The organism is Parasaccharibacter apium (assembly GCF_002917995.1).
Classification (GTDB): domain Bacteria; phylum Pseudomonadota; class Alphaproteobacteria; order Acetobacterales; family Acetobacteraceae; genus Bombella; species Bombella apis.
Genome location: NZ_LMYH01000017.1, coordinates 14,118 through 30,392 on the forward strand (window position 1 = coordinate 14,118; position 16,275 = coordinate 30,392).

A 16,275-nucleotide genomic window follows, 5' to 3' on the forward strand; every position below is an offset into this window, starting at 1 on the left:
GCTGTGGGTGAGACTGTCCAGTTAACAGACCATGACAAGATTTTCAGGAGAGCCGTCATCATGGCGCAGGCTTCATCCGTTTCCCCGCTTGATGTGTTGCTGGAGCGTTCCTCGACAGGCGATCTGGTCGCTCCGGTTCCGCAGGGAGAGGTGCTGGCCCGCATCCTCTCCGCCGGGCTGAGGGCTCCGGATCATGGGCATCTCTGCCCGTGGCGGTATGTGGTGATTGCTGGCGATGCCCGCCCGGCCTTTGCCGGACATGTTGTTGCCGCCGTGGCCCGGCAGGAGCCTGATGCCCCGGAGAAGAAGCGTGAGAAGCGGCGCAGGCGTTTTTCCGAGACGCCGATGGTCATTGCACTGGGGATGCATCTCCGGCCGGAGCACAAGGTTCCCGTCATGGAGCAGGAAATGGCTGTGGCCGCCGGGGCCATGAATGTCCTCAATGCCCTGCACATGGAAGGATTCGGAGGGGTATGGATCAGCGGGAGGTTCTGTGAGGACCGGTCCCTGCTCAGCCAGCTGGGGCTGGAGGCCCCGCACCGGCTTGCGGGGTTCCTGCTTGTCGGTACGCCAGAAAAGCCGGAACGGGCCCATGTCCGCCCGGATGTGGGTGATCATGTGGCTTTCTGGGATGGGCAGACACCTGTCACATTCGGTGCGGATGGCAGGCAACGCTGAGGACGGGGACGGGCTGCTTGCCGGGGCATGCCTGGTAGGTTAAAGCCGTGACCAGGGAGAACTGGGGGACAGGGGCTGCATCATGACACGACATGGTAATGATCATCAGGCAGAGGGGCCAGAGCAGAAGGGGGGGGCCGCCTGTGATGTGGTGATCGCTGGTGGTGGTCCTGCCGGTCTGGCGGCCGCCCTGTCTTTTGCCCGGGAAGGCTGGCAGGTGAGCGTGGTGGAAAAAGCTCCCTGCAGCGTGCTGGAGGCTCCGTCCTTCGATGGGCGGGAAATTGCCCTGACCCACCATACCGTGCATTGGCTGAAACAGCATGGCGTTTGGGACGAGATTCCGGCAGAGGCCATCTGCCCTCTTGATGTCGCCCGGGTAGAGAGTGGCAGTCTGGGCGGCCCTCCTCTCATTTTCCATGCGCCGGATGGGGGAGGGGCTGCCTCGTCCGATGCGGGGCCAGAAGGGGAACCGCTGGGCTTCCTGGTGGCCAATCATCTCATCCGTCGTGCCCTTCATCGTGTCGTGAGCCGGACAGAGGGCATCACCCTGCTCTGCCAGACAGGCGTGACAGGGTATCAGACCGGGCGGGATGCCGTGCAGGTCCGGCTGTCGGATGGGCGGGCCATGCAGGCCCGTCTTCTGGTCGGGGCGGATGGCCGCTTCTCCCAGATACGGGAGCTGGCCGGGATCGGGGCCATCGTGCATGATTTCGGCATGAGCATCCTTGTCTGCCGGATGCGGCACCTTACACCGCATGACAATACGGCCCTGCAATGGTTTGATGAACGCCAGACGATCGCCCTCCTGCCGGTCGCCCCGGATGGGGGTATGGGCGATATTTCGTCTCTGGTGCTGACCCTGCCGCCGGATGATATTGCCCGACTTCGTGTAGCGGCTCCGGATGATTTCAATGCCGAGATCACCCGTCGGACGGATGAACGGCTCGGCCTCCTGCGGGTGATGAGCGACCGTATCACCTACCCGCTCAAGGCCGTCTATGCCCATCGCTTTCAGGCTCCCCGTGTGGCCCTGATTGGTGATGCTGCCGTGGGTATGCACCCCATTACGGCACATGGTTTCAATTTCGGCATCCGGGGGCAGGAAACATTGGTGCAGGAGTTGAGCGCTGGACCTGGGGACCCGGGTGATGCGGCGTCGCTCCAGCGTTTTGAGCGGCGACATCGCAAGGCAACTTTCCCGCTCTTTACGGCGACCAATGCCATTGCTGTGGCCTACACCCGGGATGATGGACCATTCCCTCTGGCCCGCCGGGCCGGACTTATGCTGGCCAACCGTCTGGCCCCTTTCAAGAAGGCCGTGACACGGATGCTGATGGACCCCGTGTGAGGTTCATGCCTGTTCAGGGGATCAGCTTCCCTCTGTGGGGATGGTTTATTTTTAATTAACAAAATGACTTGCCTGATATGGCTTTCCACGGTGATACTGGTCGTGGGAGCAATCCGGTGAAGGAAGCTGTCCCATATGACAATGTGGGATGAACGGATCGGGACAGCCCAGTGTATCTGATTGTCAGGTTCCAGAAGCTGGCAGTTGCGTCATGTGTGGAGTACAGGGTGAGTTGTGATGTATGACGTCCTTATTATTGGTGCGGGATTTGCTGGACTGACACTGGCCTATCAGCTCAGGAAAAAGTCCAGTGACCTGCGCATTGCCATTGTGCATGATTCTTCCTTTCCCCTCGATGACATATCAGACAAGGTCGGTGAGTCCTTCAATGAAATAGGGGCTGTTTATTTTGATCAGATGCTCGGGCTGAAGGAATTCATGAAGGAGCGTTACCCGCGGAAGCTGGGAATGCGTTTTTTCAAGATCAATGAATCATCCTATCAGGAAATGGGTTACAATAATTTCACTCCCAACCATGCCTTTCATTTCGAGCGTGGGAAGCTTGAGAATGATCTTTTTGACCTTGTCAAAGACAAGGTGGATTTTTACCTGAACCATAAATATCTTGATTTCGAAACGGTTGATGGTGAAAAGCACGTTCATGTTCTGGACAGGAATGATAAAAGTTCCAGAACACTGAAAGCGCACTGGCTTGTTGATGCTGCCGGGCTGAAGAAGCTGCTGGCCCGTAAATTCGACCTCACACACAGGTTGCCACTCAACCATTCGTCTGTCTGGTTCCGGGTTGGGGGTGGTGTCAATGTGGATGATTTTCTGCCACTGACCAGCGACAACCCTTTCACGACGGAGAATCGGTCATGGAGCTCCATTCATCTGGAAGGTGTAGGATACTGGGTATGGATCCTGCGTCTTTCCGAGAACGTGACAAGTGTCGGCATCATTTTTGATGAGAACATGTACGAGTTCCAGGATCTCGCCACATGGGAGAAGACAAAGCTCTGGTTGAGAGACAATGTCCGGGTCCTGATGGATTATCTTGATGAGGAACAGTTTCCCATCATGGACTTCAGGATCTTGAGGCGGTTTGCTACCCAGTCTGATTATTGGGTGAGTGATGAGCGCTGGGCTCTGGTGGGGGATGCCTACGGAATATGGGACCCCTACTATTCCAATGGATTTGACCTGATTGGCATGCAGAATACGATCCTGACAGAGCTGATCCTCGCAGAACGTGCTGGCCAGGAGATCCATCAGCGCATCCAGGGGGCCAACCGGTTCATAAGCGATGTCATGAGGGGGTTTGCCGCCACCTTCACGGATTTCTACTCACGGAAAGACCGCTGGTACTACATCTGTTCAAAATATAACGTCGACATGGCCGTCTATTTCCCGATATTGGCCACCATCGTGCATAACTCCTTGGAGTCCATGTTTGTGGATGAAGACCCGGTATTCCGGGACAGGGTCCTGTTTTATCTTGAGGAGGGTGGAGGTATCTATTTTCAGCTGATCCAGCTCCTGGCGTCTGACGAGTTCAAGAACAATGGGGTGGACGGGTACGATTACATGCCGCTCAATGCGGATACATATCATGCCTTCGTCCCGGAAATGGATATCCCCTATCATGAGAAAGAGCGGGTATTTCCCATTCTGGAAAAGAACTGCAATCTGCTCTGGTGCGTTTTCCATTATCTGAAATCAGGCCGCAACTATATGGATTTCATAAAGAACGGGGCCTATTTTGCCATTACGGAACAGACGGACCCCGAGCGTTACAGGGATAACCCGGACCAGCTGGAAGCTGATCTGTTCCATTCTGCCTGAGGATATTACGGTCTGGCTGGGATGGCGTGGGCCTGGAGAAACCGCTCCAGTTCCACGTCTCCTGCTGTGGCCTTTATGCGGTATGAGCTGGCGATCTGGGGGACGGTTCTGTCCGTTTCCGGTGGAGAGACCAGCCTGACGGGCACTTCCAGGGAGCGGGCGAGCAGACGCATCCGGCCTGCATCATGGCGGCTGCCATAAAGACCATCCCCGATGATGGGTGTGCCCAGTGCGGCGCAATGGACACGGGCCTGGTGGGTCCGTCCTGTATGGAGGGTCAGCTCCAGCAGGCTGGATGTTCCGTCACTGGCCAGAACACACCATGACGTCCGGGCCAGACGGCCCTGGTCAGTCTGGGAAGGGTGTACTGTTTCGGGCATGGGGTCGGAGACCATTTTCCATCCCTGCCGGATTGAGGAAACACGTCGCAGCAGGGTTGTGAGAGTGCCCTGCTGTCTGGTGGGATGTCCTTCAACCAGTGCCCAGTACCGTTTGATGGTTTCATGTGTGGCAAAGGCCTTCTGCGCAGCAACAAGGGCTGATTTGCGTCGGGCTATGAGAAGGCACCCTGCCGTATCAGCATCCAGCCGGTGGACCAGCCACGGGCCGCCCCGCTTTTGGGGGAGCAGACGGCTCTCGACACTGTCCTGGACTTTGGGGCCGGGATGGGCGGCAAGTCCTGCCGGCTTGTTGATGACGACAAAATGACGGTCCTCCCAGAGGAGGGGCAGCTTCTTTCCGGGCTGGAAGAGGGGAGGGGGCGCCATGGGTCAGTCCTCGTCATCAGGATCGTGCCGGTCCAGCCCCAGAGAGGCCTTTGTTGCCAGAACATCCCGTTTTCCCACATGGTTGGCAGCGCTGATGATACCTTCCCTCTCCATCTGGTCGATGATGTTGGCAGCCCTGTTATAGCCTATGCGGAGATGGCGCTGCACGAAACTGGTGGATGCTCTCTGGGCCCGGACGACAAGTTCTGTTGCCTGTTCATAAAGGGCACTGTCCTGATCTTCATCAGAACCTTTGCCGCCCCCTTTGCCGCTGGAGGATGCCTCTTCCTCTTCCTGTTCGTCAGCCAGCACCTCGGTGTTGTAGACAGGGGAGCCTTTGGAGCGCAGGTCGGCCACCACGGCTTCGACCTCCTCATCACTGATGAACGGCCCATGCACACGGGTGATGCGGGCACCACCCTGCATGAAGAGCATGTCACCCCGGCCAAGAAGCTGTTCGGCCCCCTGCTCACCCAGAATGGTGCGGCTGTCGTATTTGTTGGTGACCTGGAAGGAAATGCGGGTTGGGAAGTTGGCCTTGATCGTTCCGGTGATCACATCAACAGAAGGACGCTGCGTGGCCATGATGACATGCACGCCAGCGGCACGGGCTTTCTGGGCCAGACGCAGCACGGAAGCTTCAATCTCTTTACCGGCCACCATCATCAGGTCAGCCATCTCATCAATGACGATGACGATGTAGGGGAGGTGTTCCAATGGCAGGCGATGTTCGTCAAAAACGGGGCGGCCCGTTTCCGGGTCGTAGCCTGTCTGGATGCGGCGGGTAGGTGTTTCACCGGAGGCTTTCAGGTGGCGTATCCGGTCATTGTAACTGCTGATATTCCGCACACCATGATCCGCCATCAGGCGATAACGGCGGTCCATTTCCTGTACGGCCCATTTCAGAGCACTGACAGCTTTGGGTGGTTCGGTCACCACCGGGGTCATCAGATGCGGGATGCCGTCATAGATGGACAGCTCCAGAATCTTCGGGTCGATCATGATGAGGCGGCAGTCTTCCGGGCTGAGCCGGTAGAGCAGCGAGAGGATCATGGCGTTGATCCCGACTGACTTGCCGGACCCGGTCGTTCCGGCCACGAGCAGATGCGGCATCCGTGCCAGATCGGCCATGATGGGCTCCCCGGCAATGTCCTTGCCAAGGGCCAGTGGCAGCTTGCTGCGGTTTTCTTTCCAGGCGGGTGAGAGCAGAAGCTCAGGGAAATAGACTGTCTCACGGGTCTTGTTGGGGACCTCAATCCCGATGACATTCCGGCCCGGCACTGTGGCGATGCGGACGCTCAGCACGGCAAGGGTGCGGGCGATGTCATCAGCCAGTCCGATCACCCGGGAGGAGCGCACGCCAGGGGCTGGCTCCAGCTCATAGAGTGTGACGACTGGCCCGGCCCGGTAATCGGTAATGGTTCCCTGTACGCCGTAATCATCCAGCACTTTTTCCAGCATCTGGGCATTGGCCTGGAGAGCCTCTTCGGAAGGACCAGTTTCGTTCTGGTCTGGCAGCGGGTTGAGCAGGCCAATGGAAGGTGGCAGCCAGGCGGAAGGGGCTGTCATGCCGGGCAGTGGTCCCGGAGCCATACCGGGTGGTGGCGGAACAGGGCGTGGTGGCATGACAGATGCCCCGCCCGGTTGCATGGAGCCTTCATGGGCCGGAGCCCCGTTCATGCCGACTGCATGATCCGTAGCTGCCTGCATGGTGGGAGCAGCATTGTAGGCTGTTTCTTCCACCATGCCGGAAGAGCCCGACCCGGCACCAGTCGCCGGGCTGGTGGCGGCCATGAAGCGCTTCAGGAAGCCGGGCTGCTGTGCCGGACCGGAAAGTTCCTGTGGCTGGATATCCAAGGGGGCGCCGGAGATGTCGTCATGGGTCTCTTCCGCATGGCGGCGCTGGACCGTGCTTGTCCGCCCGGGGTCGTGGCGGATATGGGCCAGCATACGGGCATAGGGATTGTCGGCTTCGTCTTCCGGCTGTGTGGCCTGAAGGGCGTCTTCTTCCTGGACAGGGACCGGGTCAGGCCGGGGAGGGGGTTGTGTCTGGGCGGAAGAGGGCTTCTGCCAGGGGGCCGCCCCCTGCTGCATGGGGGACCATGGCGTGGTGCCGGTGGGGGCTGGTGCTGTCCGCTCTGCCTGTCGGCTGAGGTTGCGCATGATGAAACCGGATGGAAGAGGGGCATTTCCCATGGCCGGGCGTCCATGGCGGATGGGACCGCCAGAGCCTGAAGGATAAGCGACATGCCGTTCTGCCTCGGGGGTTGCTCTGCGGGAGCGGAGCAGGGCCCTGACAGGGAGGCGCACCAGGGCGCTGAGGCCGCGGCCAACGGAGCGCCACTCCCGCCCCTGCAGCCCCATGGACAGGGGACAGAAGACGGCCAGTATGGCAAGGCTGATCAGGATGGAGAGAATGCCCCCCATGCTGCCAGTTTCACCTGAGACAAGATTCAACAGCTTCTGGGCAAAGAAAACGCCGGTTTCCCCTCCCAGCCCGCTGCTGGTAGGCCAGGCAATGCCCAGCCCGGGAACGGTCAGCTGTAACAGGCCGATCGTCATTGCGGCGGCCGGACAGAACAGTGCCGCAGCTACGAGGCGGAGCAGAGGCAGGCCAAGATGGTGATGGCGCAGGAGCTGCCACGTCCATGCCAGCAGGACGAGGACAGGGACAATGCCTGCCAGGCCGAGCAGCTGCATCAGCCCATCGGCAATGGTGGCTCCGAAACGTCCGAGCAGATTGGTCGGTTCAGTGCCTGTGGCGGTGTTGAAGGAGGGATCATGCGGATTGAAGCTGAAAAGGGAAGCCGCAATCGCCAGTGCCATGATGAGGAGAATGACAGCCAGTATTTCCATCATCCGTGCCGAGAGGATGCGGGAAAAGGGGGAGTCATGCCATGCGGGAATGTCCAGGGTGTCGTCCGCCATGTCATGCCCGGGAAATGGGTCAACGGTGCTGGCATGGCTGTGCCGTGAGGCAGGCAGGATGGCACGCAGCTTGGCGGGAAGGCGAAAGCGGGAAAGCACAGGGGCAGATCCTCTGGCGGGTCAGGAAGGCATGATCGGCCCGCAATATAGCCTGTCCGGACTGATTCTGGAAAGCGGAACCACCCGTTCGCCCGGATCAGGGCACAGGGCGGCTGCCTTTGACACTGCCATCATGGCGCCAGACATGCAGCGTGGCAGCGCCGAAACTGCGCTGTGCCAGCAGTTCTGGCGGGGGAGCCGCAAGGCTGGGCAGGAGATGGGCATGGAAGGGCTGGAAGGGCTCTTCAGGGTCCCGGCCATCATTCTGGAGAGGCGTGGTTTCCGTTTCTGCAACAATCAGGGCTCCGTCAGCCACCCAGCCTGCACGCCACAATGTGCGCAGGCCCTTCTGCACCAGCCCTTTGTGATAGGGAGGGTCGAGAAAAATGAGCGTATGAGGCTGAGGCGCCTTGGGGGGATGGGTTACGTCACAATGGCGCAGGCGGGCACGGTCCGCCATGCCGCAGCTGCGGAGATTGGCCTGGAGGGCGGCAATGCCGGGACGGCTTCCTTCCATGAAGGTGGCAAACCGTGCCCCACGGGAGAGGGCCTCCAGCCCCAGGGCACCCGTACCGGCGAAGGCATCCAGTACCAGCGCTTTTTCCAGCTCATCCCGGCCAAACCAGGGAGCATGCATGAGCATGTCAAAGAGGGTCTGCCGGGCGCGCTGGGCTGTCGGGCGGGTGGTCATCCCTGCGGGGACCTGAAGGCGACGGTTGCGGGCTGTACCGGCAATGATCCTCATGGTGTCAGGACCGTGTCCTGCCGGTCCTGCCGGACTTCAGGCCCGGAATCTGCTCCAGCAGGGTCTTGTGCGAGACCTCTTCCAGCTCATGGGGTTTGAGAGTGCCAAGGCTGAAAGGGCCGTAGGAGAGGCGGATGAGGCGGCTGACATGGAGGTTCATGCCCATCATGACCTTGCGGATTTCGCGGTTCTTGCCCTCCCGCAGGCTGACGGTCAGCCATGAATTGTCCCCTTTGGAGGAATCCAGCGTTGCCTCGATGGGACCATACTGCACACCATCCAGCACACAGCCTTTTGCAAGCTCTTTCAGCCGCCGTTCATCCACAAGACCGAAAACACGGACACGGTAACGGCGGATCCACTGGCGGGAGGGCAGTTCCAGCTCACGGGCCAGGCCGCCATCATTGGTCAGCAGCAGCAGTCCCTCGGAGTTCAGGTCCAGCCGTCCCACGCTGACAACACGGGGCATGGCGGCGGGCAGGGAGTCGAAAACCGTGCGGCGTTCTTCCGGGTCGTGATGGGTCGTGACCAGCCCGGCGGGCTTGTGATAGCGCCAGAGGCGGGTCCGCTGGGGCGGGTCCACGGGCTTGCCATCCACGCAGACAACATCACCCGGCTGGATGAAAGTGGCTGGATGGGTGACCGGGCTGCCACCAAGGGTGATGCGGCCTTCCCCTATCATCCGTTCGATGTCACGGCGGCTGGCCACCCCGCGGCGGGCCAGAGCCTTGGCAATGCGTTCACCACGCTGTGTTTCGGAGGAAGGGGATGCAACATCTTTCATAACCTGCGGACATACAGTGTCCGGCCTTTCCTTGGCAATCCATTTACGGCTCTATAAAGCAGTCAGGGAGGGATTTTGTGGTTGGTTTTCCAGTATCAGGGGTGCGTGTGCATGTCTTTTCCCGCCGTCATGACAACACAGCAGGCCATGCAGCAGGCCCTGGCCCTGGCGGATGAGGCTGCCCGCATGGGGGAGGTGCCTGTCGGGGCCGTAGTGCTGGATGGGCAGGGGCATGTTCTGGCCATGGCCCGCAACCATGTTGAGGATCATCACGATGCCAGCGCTCATGCCGAGCTGCTGGCCATGAGGCAGGCAGCACGCCATTGTGGCACGGCCCGGCTGGAAGGCTGCACGCTGGTCGTGACGCTGGAACCCTGCCCGATGTGTGCTGCGGCCATCACCCATTTCCGGCTCAGTCGCGTGATCTATGGCGCTTACGACCCCAAGGGGGGTGGGGTGGACCATGGGCCCCGTCTTTTTGCCCGGCCGGGCTGCCTGCACCGGCCCGGGGAGATCATCAGTGGTGTGCGGGAACGTGAGGCCGGAGCGCAGCTTCGGCGTTTCTTCCGGGTGCTGCGGCAGAGGGACTGATTACCCCAGTACGGCCCGGAGCAGCCCCGTCGTGATGATTCCGCAGAGCATGGTGGGCAGGAGGGAGAAACGTGTGGCGGCCAGAATGGTGGCGAGCAGTCCCAGAATGTCCGCCGGGCGGCCTGTGGCGAAGTCCGGGGCAATGACGGCTACCAGCACGCAGCCGGGCACGATGTCCATGATGGCCTGCATGCGGGGCGAGAGGCAGCGGCCTGCGAGCAGCAGATAGCCGCTGATGCGTGTCAGGTACGTCACCAGAGCCATGACGATAATGGCCAGCAGGGCAGGGAGATGGAGGATCATGCGCCCCTCACTACCAGCAGGGCCGTGATGATTCCGGCCAGCGTTCCAGCCGGGACATACCAGGCTCCGGGCAGCAGGTGATAGACCAGCACGGCAACGCCAAGGCTGACACACCATGGCAGGGCATTGCGGGCCCCTTTCCACATGCCCTTCAGCAGCATGATGAAGACGGCGGGAAAGGCCATGTCCACGCCATAGCGGGTCATGTCACCCAGCAGGTTGCCTGTATAGCCGCCCATGAAGGTGAAAATGAGCCAGCAGAGATACAGGCAGACCGTGATGCCGCCATAGAAGCCGGTGCTGAAGCGGCATCCCGGCCTGTCATGCAGGTCAGCCAGCGTGAGCGCCCAGACCTCGTCACACATGAAGAAGAGCAGCAGAAATATCTTCCAGCGAGGCAGATGGCGCAGATGCGGGGCCAGCGTTGCCCCCATGAGAATGTGACGGCTGTTGATGAGGAAGGTCACCCCGGCCAGCAGCAGGATGGCAGGGGGAATGGACCAGAGGCCGACAGCGGCGAATTCTGACCCACCAGCAAAGTTGAGGCCTGTCAGCAGGGGAACTTCCACAATGGAGAATCCCTTCTGTACGGCTCTGCTGCCCAGAAGGAGGCCGAACGGCACGAAGGCGATGAGCAGCGGCAGGGATGTCTTCATGCCCCGGAGAAATTCCGGCCAGAATGTGCCCTGCCTGATGGGGGGGGATGTGGTCTGCATGGTGCCTGTTGTAAAATCATGCCGCCCTGTCAGCAAGAGCCTTGGGAAAGGGCCGGAGAGGGGCATGGCTGGCCATGCCTTACATTTCTTTTATGTGGCACTTGCTTGCAGAGCGGCCTGCCCTGTTCCTATCTAGTAGGACAGTTCCAGTTGATAAGAGTTTAACATCTAGCGTCAGGAAATCTCTGCGATGAAATCGCCTTCCCGTCTGTCTCTGGCATGCATGGCCATGCTGCCCGTGTTGGGTCTGGCCAGCCTTCCACTGCCTGCCGTGGCCCAGAATGCTCCCATCCGTCCGCAGATGTCGGGCGGGCAGGGGATTCCCGACTTTGTGCAGATCGTAAAACAGGTCAAACCGGCAGTCGTGTCCATCACGGCCCATATCCGCGAGGGCGCTGATGATGAAGAAGGGGGACCATCCGGAGGGAATGGCGGGCCGCAGGGGTTTTCATTCCCGTTCCCGTCCTTTCCCTTCCCGTTCCAGATGATGCCAGGTATGCCGTCCAACCGCATGGTGGAGGCTCGGGGGTCGGGTTTCATCATTTCGGCTGATGGCTACATCGTGACCAACAACCATGTCATCAATGGTGCCACGAAGGTCAGCGTGAAGCTGGATGACGGGACGACCATGCCAGCAAAGGTCATCGGTCATGACGCCAAGACGGACATTGCCCTGCTGCGTGTGAAGGCCGACCATCTGCCTTATGTCGAGCTGGGCAATTCCGACGACGTGCAGCCGGGGCAGTGGGTCGTGGCCGTCGGCAATCCGTACGGTCTGGGCGGTACGGTGACGGCGGGCATCATTTCCGCTCTGGGGCGTGACCTCCATTCCGGTGCCTATAACGACTTCATACAGGTGGATGCGCCCATCAATCACGGCAACTCCGGTGGCCCGCTCATCACGCTGGATGGCAAGGTGATTGGTGTCAATTCCATGATCATGTCGCCCAATGGTGGCGGGTCCATCGGGATTGGTTTTGCCATTCCGTCCGCCACGGTGCGCTCGGTGGTGGATCAGCTGCGAGCTACTGGCCATGTGGTGCGTGGCTTCATCGGTGTGGAGACGCAGGACATAACCCCGACCATGGCCCGTGCCCTTGGGCTGGTCAGCAGCGACCATCCCGGTGCCCCGTCCCATGGGGCGCTGGTGGCCAATCTCATCAAGGGGGGACCGGCAGACAGGGCCGGGCTGAAGAGTGGCGATGTGGTCCTGTCGCTGGATGGTCACGATGTCCGCAGTGCGCACGACCTCGCCGTGAAGGTCGTGTCCATGGCGCCGGGTTCCAAGGGGACATTTACCGTGCTGCGGGATGGCAAGACGGTGTCCCTGACCGTTACGGTCGGCAATCAGGCGCGTAGCGGGCAGGAAGGGGCCGGTACGGATGGCAGCACGGCAGAAGCGCCGTCTGGCAAGCTCGGGCTGGCTCTTGGCGTGCTCACGCCCAAGATCCGTCAGGAGCTGGGGCTGGATGACAGCGTGCAGGGCTGTGTTGTGGCCGATGTGGGGCAGGGCAGCCCTGCCGACCATGCGGGCATCCGTCCCGGGGACATCATCGTGGCGGTAGGCAACCAGATGACAGCCAATCCCCATGCCGTGGTCGCGCTGGTGCAGAAGGCGCTCAGGCAGCACCAGCCTCCGCTGTTGCGGATCCTGCGGGATGGCCAGCAGCTCTTTGTGGCCGTTTCTCCGGATGGTTCGGGGGATGGTGATGAAGATGGCGAGGACAGCCAGTAAGATACCGGCCCGGTTTCTGCTGTCTTTCTGAGACTGCCGTGCAAATCCTGCTCTTCCGTAACGGGAAGGGCAGGATTTTCCGTATGGTCTGCTCCAGTCCCGGCAGCGGGGACCATTTACCAGAATGGATGGCCATGTGGCCCTCTGGCTGGACTTCCCGTAAATCCAGCGACCCAGTGCCGTGATGGCTTGTCAGGGCGCTGCTGCTTCCGGGCTCCGGTTCATGGTCGTGCTGTCTGGCGGCCTGTCAGCTGATGAGACTTTCCAGCAGGGCATCCACATCTTCAGGGCGTGTGTAGAAGCTGGTGACAAACCGGACCAGCTGCCCCGGGACTCCTTGGGGAGTGGGGTAGGTGTAGAATGCGTAGCCCTCGGAGTGGAGCTGCTTTACCTGTGCTTCTGGCAGGACAGCAAAGATTTCGTTGCTCTCCGTGGCAAAGGGCAGGTTTACGGCAGGGTGTTTGTACAGCCCGTGGCGCAGACGCTGGCACATGGCATTGGCGTGGCGGCAGTTTTCCAGCCAGAGGCCGTCATGCAGCAGGGCCAGAAGCTGGGCTGAGAGAAACCGCTGTTTGGACCATAGATGCCCTCCCCGTTTGATGCGGCGGGTCATGGTATCCACCATTGGGCGGGTCCGGTCATTGAGGAAGAAGACAATGGCTTCAGCGGCCATGGCTCCTGCCTTGGTGCCGCCAAAGCTCAGGACATCGATGCCCGCCTTCCAGGTGGTGTCGGCGGGGCTGCATTCCAGATGGGCAATGGCATTGCCCAGTCGGGCACCGTCCATGTGAACGGTCAGCCCGTGGTCATGGGCACTTTCCGACAGGGCGGCAATGGTCTCGCAGGAATAGGTCGTACCCCATTCCGTGGCCTGTGTCAGGGAGAGGGCCGTAAAAGGGGGGGCCAGAACACCCTTGCTGCGGTTCAGCTGGAGAGTGGGGGGCAGACTGGCCGGGTCCATCCGTCCCTCTGGAGAGGGAAGGCCGACCAGCTTGGCCCCCTGCATGAAGAATTCCGGCGCACCACCTTCCTCGGTGTTGATGTGGGCGCTCTGGTCGCAGAGGACACTGCCATAGGGTGGCACCATGGCCGAGAGGGCCAGTGAATTGGCCGCCGTCCCTGTCGTGACGGGGAAAACGGCAACTTCTGCCTCGAAGACATCTCCGAAACGCTGGTTCAGGGCCAGGGAAAGATCGTCGTGACCGTAGGAAGGAACATTGCCGGTATTGGCTTCAGCGATGGCCTGCATGACAGCCGGGCAGGCAGGGGTCACATTATCGCTGGCAAAATTCTTGCGTAGATCGTCACGCACGGGGTGAGTTCCTTCGTCTTTGGCTGGAGAGGCTGTCCATTTCCGTTTTCCAGTCTCTAGCGGAAAGATCGGGTCTTGTCATGTCTTGTCCAATGGGCATAGAGAGGCGGGAATACGGGTTTGGCAGAGGGTTACTGAGCATGACGGCAGCATCCAGCGTACACGCAGATGGCGGGGCGGCACTGATTGATGGCAAGGCCATGGCCGCCAGCATGACGGCCGGGATCCGGGAGCAGGTTGAACATCTGGTCGAGCAGGGGCATGAGCTGCCCGGTCTGGCCGTTGTTCTGGTTGGCAATGACCCGGCCTCGGAGGTGTATGTCAAGAACAAGGCGATCCAGACACATCGGGCGGGGATGAAGTCTTTCATGCAGATGATGCCGGAAAGCACTTCGCAGGAGGAGCTTCTGGCCCTGATCGAGGAGCTGAATGCCAATCCCAAGGTGGACGGGATTCTCGTCCAGCTGCCGCTGCCACCGCAGATTGATGCTGCTGCCGTGACCAACGCCATCCATCCTGACAAGGACGTGGATGGTCTGGGTGAGGTCAATACGGGCCGTCTGGCGCTGGGAATGGAGAATGGCATCGTGCCCTGCACACCGCTGGGCTGTCTCAAGCTGTTGCAGTCCGTCCATGAGGACATGACCGGGATGCATGCGGTTGTCATCGGTGCCTCCAATCTGGTTGGCAAGCCGATGGCGCAGCTTCTTCTCCGGGCCAACTGTACGGTCACGGTGGCGCACATCCATACCCGCAATATCGAGGCATTGGCCCGGGAGGCGGACATTCTCGTCGTGGCTACCGGCAAGGCGGGGCTGGTGAAGGGAAGCTGGATCAAACCCGGTGCCACGGTCATTGACGTGGGCATCACCCGTGTGCAGACCCCGGAGGGCAAGAGCCGTCTCGTCGGGGATGTGGTGTTTGAGGAGGCAAGCCAGATTGCCGGGCATATCACGCCTGTTCCGGGTGGGGTCGGGCCGATGACCATTGCCTGCCTGCTGCACAATACCTTTCAGGCAGCGAGTCGTCGCAGGGCTTCTTCAGAGGGCTGAACAGGTTCTGCTGGCCTGGCTGCCGCATGGTCTTTTCGCCCTGCGCAAGGCAGCCATGGCTGGGCAGATGATGGCACTGTCGTGGCAATTGCCCAACAATTGCTTGATTGTTCCACATGGATGGGATATCGCCTGTTCATGCACAGAATGACCGACTGGTCATTTTTCTCCCACAGCATTGCTGGTCCCATCATGCCACGAGGTTTCTGGCCGGGCAGGACGGGGGACGGATGATTTTCATATTCCAGAGGTGACCATGGCACAGTCCGCTACACAGTCTGATACGCAGTCTGCCACACAGGGTGGACAGGAGCAGCAGGCGGGCAGGCCGTTCAGGGACCGTGGGGCACGGAAGCTCATTCTGGTCCTTATTCTGGTCATGGTCGTGCTGGGGATCGGGCTGTATCTCTTTTTCAACCGGAACAAGGTCGAGACGGATGATGCCTATGTGACAGGCCGCAAGATTTCCATTGCGGCGCATGTCAGCGGGTATGTTTCCCGCCTGCTGGTGGATGACAACCAGTTTGTGCACAAGGGTGATCTCCTCGTGCAGATTGATGGCCGGGACTATCTGGCACAACTGCATCGGGCTGAGGCTGCCGTGGCACAGGCCGAGGCGGACATGGTGTCCTACAACCTTTCTTATGCCGTGGCGCAGAAGAATTATCCCGGCCAGTTGATGGCTGCCCAGGGTGCCCTGAAAGAAGCCAAGGCCCGCCTCTTCCGGGCGCAGACGGATTATGTCCGGCAGCATCGTGTGGAACGTGCTGCTACGACCCAGCAGAATATCGACTATGCCCGTGCTGCGCTGGATGAGGCGACAGCCTCCGTTCTTCAGGCACAGGGGCAGCTGACACAGGCTGAGCCGGTGGATGCGAACATTGGCAATGCCTATGCCCATTACACACAGGCACAGGCCACGCTGAAATCAGCCCAGGCCGAGCTGGAGCTGGCCCGCCAGAATGTGGACTGGATGGACATCCGGGCCCCACGGGATGGCTGGGTGTCGCAGCGTACGGTGGAGCAGGGCAATTTCGTGCAGACAGGGCAGGAGATGTTCTCCATCGTGGCCAGGGATGTCTGGATCGTCGCCAATTACAAGGAGACCCAGCTTGCCCACATGCGGCCGGGCCAGAAGGCCGAGATTGAGGTGGATGCTTACCCCCAGCTGCATCTGAAGGGCCATGTGGACACCATACAGAAGGGGTCCGGTGAATCTTTCAGCGCTTTTCCGCCTGAGAATGCAACGGGGAACTTCGTGAAGACCGTGCAGCGCATTCCCGTGAAAATCCTGATCGACAGCGGGCTTGATGATGAACGGCCTCTTTCCTTGGGCATGTCGGTCGAGCCAACCGTCCATGTGGATGAGTGA

At 60.4% G+C, this 16,275-nt stretch carries 14 protein-coding genes; 7 read left to right on the plus strand and 7 right to left on the minus strand.

All coding sequences use genetic code 11. The features are described from left to right. Positions 1-60 precede the first annotated feature (60 nt). From ASO19_RS08265 to ASO19_RS08275, 3 genes are all read left to right on the plus strand, one after another. Entirely contained in the window at positions 61-678 is a 618-nt protein-coding gene (locus ASO19_RS08265; protein ID WP_103765785.1) for a nitroreductase family protein, read from the plus strand. Positions 679-760: 82 nt separating this feature from the next. Next, on the plus strand, positions 761-2,026 hold the full coding sequence (gene ubiM / locus ASO19_RS08270; RefSeq protein ID WP_103765786.1) for a 5-demethoxyubiquinol-8 5-hydroxylase UbiM: 1,266 nt from the start codon (positions 761-763) through the stop codon (positions 2,024-2,026). Positions 2,027-2,263: 237 nt separating this feature from the next. After that, complete coding sequence (locus ASO19_RS08275; protein WP_081562670.1) at positions 2,264-3,871, plus strand: NAD(P)/FAD-dependent oxidoreductase; 1,608 nt, start codon at positions 2,264-2,266, stop codon at positions 3,869-3,871. 5 nt (positions 3,872-3,876) lie between these two features. On the opposite strand, the gene ASO19_RS08280 is transcribed toward ASO19_RS08275, so the two are convergent. From ASO19_RS08280 to ASO19_RS08295, 4 genes are all read right to left on the minus strand, one after another. After that, the gene (locus tag ASO19_RS08280) at positions 3,877-4,638 is read right to left on the minus strand and encodes an RluA family pseudouridine synthase (RefSeq protein WP_103765787.1); all 762 of its coding nucleotides are present in this window, start codon (positions 4,636-4,638) and stop codon (positions 3,877-3,879) included. 3 nt (positions 4,639-4,641) lie between these two features. Continuing rightward, entirely contained in the window at positions 4,642-7,566 is a 2,925-nt protein-coding gene (locus tag ASO19_RS08285) for a DNA translocase FtsK (RefSeq protein ID WP_258036046.1), read from the minus strand. 196 nt (positions 7,567-7,762) lie between these two features. Then, entirely contained in the window at positions 7,763-8,410 is a 648-nt protein-coding gene (locus ASO19_RS08290; RefSeq protein WP_086441407.1) for an RsmD family RNA methyltransferase, read from the minus strand. 4 nt (positions 8,411-8,414) lie between these two features. Further along, positions 8,415-9,194, minus strand: coding sequence for a pseudouridine synthase (locus ASO19_RS08295; RefSeq protein ID WP_043562036.1), 780 nt, complete (start codon positions 9,192-9,194; stop codon positions 8,415-8,417). Positions 9,195-9,305: 111 nt separating this feature from the next. On the opposite strand from ASO19_RS08295, the gene ASO19_RS08300 reads away from it, so the two are divergent. Beyond that, the gene (locus ASO19_RS08300) at positions 9,306-9,785 is read left to right on the plus strand and encodes a nucleoside deaminase (RefSeq protein ID WP_227431393.1); all 480 of its coding nucleotides are present in this window, start codon (positions 9,306-9,308) and stop codon (positions 9,783-9,785) included. Here the strand turns inward: ASO19_RS08300 and ASO19_RS08305 are convergent, their stop codons facing one another. Both ASO19_RS08305 and ASO19_RS08310 read right to left on the minus strand, forming a co-directional pair. Then, a complete protein-coding gene (locus tag ASO19_RS08305; RefSeq protein ID WP_043562038.1) occupies positions 9,786-10,088 on the minus strand; it encodes an AzlD family protein in 303 nt (100 codons plus the stop codon). Beyond that, positions 10,085-10,804, minus strand: a complete 720-nt coding sequence (locus ASO19_RS08310; protein ID WP_052349255.1) for an AzlC family ABC transporter permease — start codon at positions 10,802-10,804, stop codon at positions 10,085-10,087. Before ASO19_RS08310 ends, ASO19_RS08305 begins: the two co-directional genes overlap by 4 nt. 190 nt (positions 10,805-10,994) lie before the next feature. Here ASO19_RS08310 and ASO19_RS08315 point away from each other — a divergent pair, with 190 nt between their 5' ends. Then, positions 10,995-12,539 carry a Do family serine endopeptidase gene (locus tag ASO19_RS08315; protein ID WP_043562042.1) on the plus strand — a complete coding sequence of 515 codons (1,545 nt, stop codon included), beginning with the start codon at positions 10,995-10,997 and terminating at the stop codon, positions 12,537-12,539. Between the two features lie 247 nt (positions 12,540-12,786). Here the strand turns inward: ASO19_RS08315 and ASO19_RS08320 are convergent, their stop codons facing one another. After that, positions 12,787-13,851, minus strand: coding sequence for a threonine aldolase family protein (locus ASO19_RS08320; RefSeq protein WP_103765788.1), 1,065 nt, complete (start codon positions 13,849-13,851; stop codon positions 12,787-12,789). Positions 13,852-13,991: 140 nt separating this feature from the next. Between ASO19_RS08320 and folD the strand changes: the two genes are divergently transcribed. Both folD and ASO19_RS08330 read left to right on the plus strand, forming a co-directional pair. Beyond that, positions 13,992-14,903: a bifunctional methylenetetrahydrofolate dehydrogenase/methenyltetrahydrofolate cyclohydrolase FolD gene (gene folD, locus ASO19_RS08325; RefSeq protein WP_086431762.1), complete on the plus strand. Its 912-nt coding sequence runs from the start codon at positions 13,992-13,994 to the stop codon at positions 14,901-14,903. 256 nt (positions 14,904-15,159) lie between these two features. After that, positions 15,160-16,275: an HlyD family secretion protein gene (locus ASO19_RS08330; protein ID WP_043562047.1), complete on the plus strand. Its 1,116-nt coding sequence runs from the start codon at positions 15,160-15,162 to the stop codon at positions 16,273-16,275.